At 61.4% G+C, this 562-nt stretch carries 1 protein-coding gene; it reads left to right on the forward strand.

Annotation, left to right across the window (positions count from 1 at the left end; translation table 11 throughout):
• The coding region (locus EOA27_RS39415) for a patatin-like phospholipase family protein (RefSeq protein WP_189562434.1) at positions 1-546 on the forward strand (546 nt) is incomplete at its 5' end.
• Positions 547-562 lie beyond the last annotated feature (16 nt).

Here is a 562-nt window from a genome sequence, read left to right on the forward strand (position 1 = left end):
AATCTGAGCAGCCGTCAGCCCCATGTCCACCGTCGTGGGAAACTCTGGCAAGCCGTTCGGGCATCCGGCTCGCTCCCGGGTGTCCTGCCGCCGTTCTTTACGGCTGACGGCGATATGCTGGTGGACGGCGCCATCATGAACAATTTGCCGCTGGAACAGATGAGGGAACTCAAGACCGGCCCCAATGTGATCGTGAGCTTTGGGTCCAATGGACCGCAAAAATACCACGTCGACTATGACCGCATCCCCGGAAGATCGGAACTGGCGGTCGCCCTGCTGAACCCTTTCGGCCGTGCCCGCCTGCCGCAGGTTCCGAGCATGCTTCAGGTTATTGCCGCGAGTATGCTGGCACACGGGCCGCAGGACATTGCCGTCGGCGACGAGGATGTCTTGGTCTGTCCGCAGGTCTCGAGCACCTTCATGGATTGGAGTCGGCATTCCGAGCTGTTTTCGGACGCCCACGGCCGCACGGCGCAATGGATCGAGGAACGTCTCCGCCAGAACGACTCAGGCCTCCGGGCGATGCTAGGAAACGCACATACTTAGCGCATCGCCACTAGGC

The organism is Mesorhizobium sp. M2A.F.Ca.ET.037.01.1.1, assembly GCF_003998075.1.
In the GTDB taxonomy this organism is placed as follows: domain Bacteria; phylum Pseudomonadota; class Alphaproteobacteria; order Rhizobiales; family Rhizobiaceae; genus Mesorhizobium.